This is a genomic window from Wohlfahrtiimonas larvae, assembly GCF_002006755.1.
GTDB classification, from domain to species: domain Bacteria; phylum Pseudomonadota; class Gammaproteobacteria; order Cardiobacteriales; family Wohlfahrtiimonadaceae; genus Wohlfahrtiimonas; species Wohlfahrtiimonas larvae.
The window spans coordinates 1-6,249 of record NZ_MVDO01000182.1; the positions used below are offsets into that span (position 1 = coordinate 1).

A 6,249-nucleotide genomic window follows, 5' to 3' on the forward strand; every position below is an offset into this window, starting at 1 on the left:
CTGGCGATGATCGCGGCGCTTTAGTGCGTTTCTTATTAAATGATTTTGCAGATACAAAGCAACGTGCATTCTTATTTTCATCATTGAAAGATCGCAGTATGCAAGTGCGCATCAACGCTTTGGAGCACATTAAGGATTTATCATTATCCAATGATGAATATACATTATTGATAGATTTATTATCCCTAAAAACACCAGAAATTCGTAAAAATATCATTGAAATCATCTTAAAAACTGAAGCAGCACAACGCACAGATTTATTAAAATCACTGTTATCTGACAAAGTGGAAAATCGCCGTTTAGCAGGCTTAGATATTTTATTAGCACTGAAAAAAGATAAAACTGTGACAGAAACGGAAATCACAGAGTTATTAACACTGTTGCCAAAATCCACTGAAAAAGAGCAAGTGCTCATCCAAACTTTGCAAGCAGGCGAAGCGGAAGATTACAGCAAAGATAATGGCTTTGGCATTTATGATGCGAAAGAGTTCCCTGATTTAAAACCTGATTTGACTATTCATAATCCAAAATTATGGGCAGAATTGCATGCGATTTCAGCTGAGCGTGTGCAAACATTATTAACATCTATGATGCAGTTGATTGCAGAGAATAAAGATTACCAATACAAAGGTAAAACAGAATATAGTGATCCTTTTGATGTGGTTCTAGGTGCTGAAGAATATTTCCGCTATCGTGCAGATGCGCCGATGTTCACTGATCCAAATTATGATGACAAAGCACCAGAAAATCATGACATTGATAACTTTGTGATGCCTGAGGTTTGGAAAGCATGGATGACAGATAACAAAGTGACATTGCTTGAGCACTTTTTATTATCTCATTTTAGTAACTTTTCCAATCCAACCTATGGTGCATATCGCTATTCTCGCTATGAACCTTGGGTGATTGAATACGTGAATCAATATTTCCGCATACCCGAAACAGTTCAAACTGCATATCAATCTTTAAGGTCAGAAAATCACTATCATTTAGCCCTTCGCATCATTGTAAGCTTATGGGATCAACATGCATCAGAAGATCGCTTCGCAATGATTCATAATCTATTTGCAATTCTTCTTAAAGAGATCCCACAACAAGATTGGCAACGTGAAATCAATACTGAACCAACCATTGATTGGAATACCAAAGAACCAAGATTCTCGATATTAATCGATGTCGAGGATTTTATTTATCTATTACATCAATTAAGCCGACAAGCCATCACTGATCATGATTTTACTAAGTATGTGGCGCTCGATATGCATTTTGCTGATATGAAAGATATGTTCTACATCAATCTGCCAATCGAATCTGTTGCACGCGCTTATGATTTGGGTATTTTCAAAGAGAGCGCAATTTATCGCACTTTCTGCATTGGATCAGGCAGAGATTTTGGCGACTTCACAGCGCCTGCTAACAAACGCTACCGCTATGCAAAAGATACTGCAAAGAAATATCCTTTCTTATCAGAGTTTGCTAAAAAATTAGCGCAACATGTGATTAACATCGAAGTGAAACGCGGGGATTTACCAACGCCTGTTTCAAGCTTAGCGACAGATATTCGCCAACATGAAGGCATTGAAAACTTTGTGAATATTCTTTTGGGCTTGGGCAAAGATACATTAACCCGTGGCTGGATCAGTTCATACAATTCAGGCAAAAAGGATGTGTTATCTAGTTTATTACGTGCTTCTGTTCCACGTGAAACCGATGATGCCAAAGCATTAAAAGCTGCCGTAAATGGTCGCATTGATGATCAGCGTTTATTGGAAGCTGCTTTATATTCACCATCATGGTTGCCAATCGTTGCTAAACTTCTCGATTGGAAAGGTTTAGAAAGTGCAGCTTGGTACTTCCATGCTCATGTGAATGAATCCATTTCTGATGAAAAAATGGCTGTGATTACACGCTATTCACCTATTTCTAAAGAGTCATTCAATGATGGTGCTTTCGATGTGGATTGGTTTAATGATGCTTATAAAACCTTGGGTAAAGAGCGCTTTGAATTACTCTATGATTGCGCGAAATATATCACAAGTGGTGCAAACCATCGCCGTGCTCAGCTTTTTGCGGATGCAACTTTAGGTAAATTGAAAGCAACTAAAGCGTTTGAAAAAGAGATCAATGATAAACGTAGTAAAGATAAGCTCTTAAGTTATTCATTGATTCCGCTCGGCAAGAAATCCCAAGAGGAAGCTTTGAAACGCTATGATTTCTTACAAGCATTCTTAAAAGCAAGTAAGAAATTTGGTGCCCAGCGCCGTGCAAGTGAAGCAAAAGCGACAGAAATCGCCTTAGAAAACTTAGCTCGTAACGCAGGCTACCAAGATACTTTACGTTTCGGCTGGCAGATGGAAACCTTAAAAATCCAAGGCTTAACAGAATACTTTACACCAAAAACATTGGAAATCGTTGAGTTATTCATTCGCATTAATGATGAAGGTATTGCATCTTTAATCTGCCAAAAAGATGGCAAAGCATTATCTGCAATCCCAGCGAAACTTCGTAAAAATGATATGGTTGTGGAATATAGAGACTTAGTTGCGGATTTGAAAGAGCAATATCGCCGTGCGAAAGCTTCATTAGAATTAACGATGACACGCTCTGATCAATTCACTGTAGAAGAGCTCACATTGCTGCAATCTCATCCGGTGATTTCGCCATTGCTCACAAAATTATTGTTTGTGACAGATTCTGAAAAAATCGTGACATTTGCGGATGCATTGAAGCTCGATGCTAAAGTTCAATTACGCATTGCGCACTCTTATCACTTATATCATACAAAAGAGTGGCTAAACTTCCAACATTATGCATTTGAAAATCAGTTGATTCAGCCATTTAAGCAAATTTTCCGTGAATTGTATTTGATCAATGGTGATGAAAAAGATGGCAAAACAGCCTCAGAACGTTATGCTGGCCATCAAATTCAACCACAAAAAACATTAGCATTGCTAAAAACTCGCGGCTGGAGCGTGGATGAAAGTCATGGTTTACAGCGCGTTTATTATCGTGAAAATATTATCGCTGTTTTATATGCAGCAGCTGATTGGTTCTCCCCTGCTGATATCGAAGCGCCAACTTTAGAAACCATTCAATTCTATGATCGTAAAACAGGCGAAAGATTAGAACTCACAAAAGTGCCACCTATCATTTTCTCTGAAGTGATGCGAGACATTGATTTAGTTGTAAGTGTTGCACATGTTGGTGGTGTTGATCCTGAAGCGAGCCATTCTACGGTTGAAATGCGTGCTGCGATTGTTCGTGAATTATTGCCATTATTGAAGCTGGATAATGTGAAAGTGGATGGCAACTTTGCACTCATCAAAGGAACTTTGGGCGAATATACTGTGCATTTAGGTAGCGCTGGCGTTCAGCAAGTTGGCAAAGGTGCGATTAATATCCTAGCGATCCAAAGCCAGCATCGTGGCAAAATCTTCTTACCATTTGCAGATGAAGATCCAAGAACAGCAGAAATCATTTCTAAGATTGTATTGCTATCAGCTGATCAGAAAATCAAAGATCCAAGCATTTTGGAACAGATTAGTTAAATCTGCTGATACAAAAAAGCCTGAATCATTGATTCAGGCTTTTTTATTCATCTTAATTCTTTATGAAAACTTAAAGAAGCGCTTCATGCCACCCAATAATCCCAACAATGATTCTTTAATCGGTGTCTTTTCCTGTACTTGTTGATGCTTCAATAAGTTTGGAGACTGGCTAAACTTATGGAACATCACAATAGCAGAGTTAATAAAATGTGCCACTTGCCCAGGCTTTGATGGCATCACCACATAGCGATACAATTTTGCTTCATTAATCAATGTAATAATGTCCTGATAATCCGTATGTCGCACTAAGCCAATGCTCAATAATTCAGGTAATTCACGTTTCAAATATTTTAATAATTCAATGTCATCTCCACTGGAAAACGGTGAATAAGTGATGATCAATTTCACAGGATATTTACTCAACAACTGTAAAACTTCTTCACTATTACGTGCAATGAGCACTTTCACAGATTCAGGCGTTTCTTGTGTGATATCAAACTCGCTACTCGATACTGTACTTTTATAAATAATATAAGAATCTTCCCAGTTTTTGGTAGGTTCTGCATTCAATACAACATCTTGAAAGAGTTCTTTTTCTGGTTGAATATCCACAGCATTTTCTCGAAGTGCTTTTGAAACTTCTACAGCATCACGCACAATTTCTAAAACCTCGTTATTACTCCAAGGTTTTGTCAAAAATCTATAAACTTCACTTTCATTCACAGTACTAATAATTGCGCCTAAATCCGAAAATCCTGTGAGCAAAATTCGCGTTGTGTGTGGAGAGATCTCTTTCGCAATTTTTAAGAACTCAGAGCCCAACATTTCTGGCATCCGTTGATCACTGATCACAACAGCAACATCCGTTGTTTTCAATATTTCCACAGCTTCTCGTGCATCTGTTGTTGTGATTACGTTATAACGCAATCGCAATAATGCAGTGAGCGCGTTCAAAATCAGCTGCTCATCATCCACACACAAAATATTGATCTTTTTACGAATCATGCCAGCTCCTTTCCGTGCTTATTAGCAATCATAAATGGCAGTTTGATTAAAAACTCAGTCCCGATGCCCACAGTGGATTTCACCTGAATGTCACCATTGTGTTCTTGAATAATCTTATGGCTGATGGACAAACCCAATCCTGTGCCCTTGCCCACTTCTTTTGTTGTAAAGAATGGGTTGAAAATATCTTTTAATTTATCTGGCTCAATGCCTGAGCCATTGTCTTTGATGACAATGCCAGCATGATTGTTATCTAATCTTTTCAAAGTAATGGCAATGGAACCATCTTCTGCGGTTGCATGGTTAGCATTACCAATGATGTTTAACAACACTTGGTTAATTTGTGATGGCATGCATTCGATCACGCATTCTTCTTGAATATCAGTCGTGACATTTTTACCACGCAGCTCATATTTCAATAGCGTTAATGTACTTTGAATAGATTCACTTAATTTATGACGAGATAAATGCCCACGATCTAATCGGCTAAAGTTACGCAAGTTATTCACAAGATTGCTGATTTGTTCAACGCCCGCCATCCCATCATTAATCAAAGCATTAATCTCATCCACCATATCGGCATAACGAAAGCCATCAAAATCTAATTCATGCAGATGAGCTTTGATCTGTTGAATTTCGACTAAGATATTTTTCTTCTGTTCATTGGCATTTTCAGCTTTAGGATTTTCAACTAAATCCACCAACAGATCTGCCAAATTCACAAAGCGCCTAAATTCTAATTGCTCTATGTTAGAGCGCGTTAATTCCAATGCATTTTTAGTGTAAGCCAATGGCGTATTCACTTCATGGGCAACACCTGCAACCAATTGCCCAAGTGCTGACATTTTCTCCGTTTGCACCATGATCATTTCAGAATTTTTAAGATTTTCGAGCGCAGTTTGTAGGTCTTGAGTGCGCTCTGCCACCATCTTTTCTAATCTAAAATAGTTGATGAATAATCGAATGGCTAACAATATTAAAATTAACAAAAGCGCCGCCGCATAATAAGTGAGATACGTTTTATTTTTCTCTTGCTCAATAAGTTGCATAGCAACATCAGCACGAATACTATTAGTGATCGCATTGGCTTGAATTTGAATAGGTAAAGCTTCAATTTGCTGCAAAATAATATCTATATCTGGTCGAACAATCATGATTGTGCCGACCTGCTCTAAAAAGCGATACAATAGATCTTGATATTTGAAATCTAAATTCGTATTAAGCAAATCACTCTCAATTACTAAAATTTGCTGTTTAATCTCTGATAATGTCGCAGATGAGCTATCTAAGCTATAGTTAGCAACATTCGTAAAGAGCTTTAAAAATTGCTCATCAAATTCTGATTGCTGAATTTCATCACTTTCTAAGAGCTGTTGATAAATATTGGGCAAAGCAGCCAATGATTGCTTGAGAGTAATAATCTCTGATTTAAACTGGCTGACTAAATTAGACTTCTCTTGTATCGTAATATTTAATGGATGTATGTGTTCTGTTATGACTTCATCAGCAGGTAACTGATCCAATAAATATTGGATTTTCTGCCCATAATGGCTCAAATTATCATACTTTTCTGACAGCCTACCATTAATACGCAAAATTTCTGTATCCCATTTAGCAGATACTAGAACAACCTCATTAACTTGATCAATCATATGATTGCTTAATGTAAGATCCACACGTGTTGTACTCAAATATA

At 37.6% G+C, this 6,249-nt stretch carries 3 protein-coding genes; 1 reads left to right on the plus strand and 2 read right to left on the minus strand.

What is annotated here, in order from left to right; translation table 11 throughout:
* Window positions 1–3,548 (plus strand): DUF4132 domain-containing protein (locus BZK14_RS10055; RefSeq protein WP_077926368.1); only part of this gene is annotated, 3,548 nt, incomplete at its 5' end.
* Between the two features lie 60 nt (window positions 3,549–3,608).
* Here BZK14_RS10055 and BZK14_RS10060 read toward each other — a convergent pair.
* Complete coding sequence (locus BZK14_RS10060; protein ID WP_077926369.1) at window positions 3,609–4,553, minus strand: response regulator; 945 nt, start codon at window positions 4,551–4,553, stop codon at window positions 3,609–3,611.
* Window positions 4,550–6,249, minus strand: a 1,700-nt coding sequence (locus tag BZK14_RS10065) for an ATP-binding protein (RefSeq protein ID WP_216350020.1), incomplete at its 5' end; no start/stop codon positions are given. The genes BZK14_RS10060 and BZK14_RS10065, both read right to left, overlap by 4 nt.

Excerpts from the sequence above, each read along its gene's own strand:
- BZK14_RS10060 (WP_077926369.1), bottom strand. The coding sequence starts at position 4,553 with ATGATTCGTAAAAAGATCAATATTTTGTGTGTGGATGATGAGCAGCTG.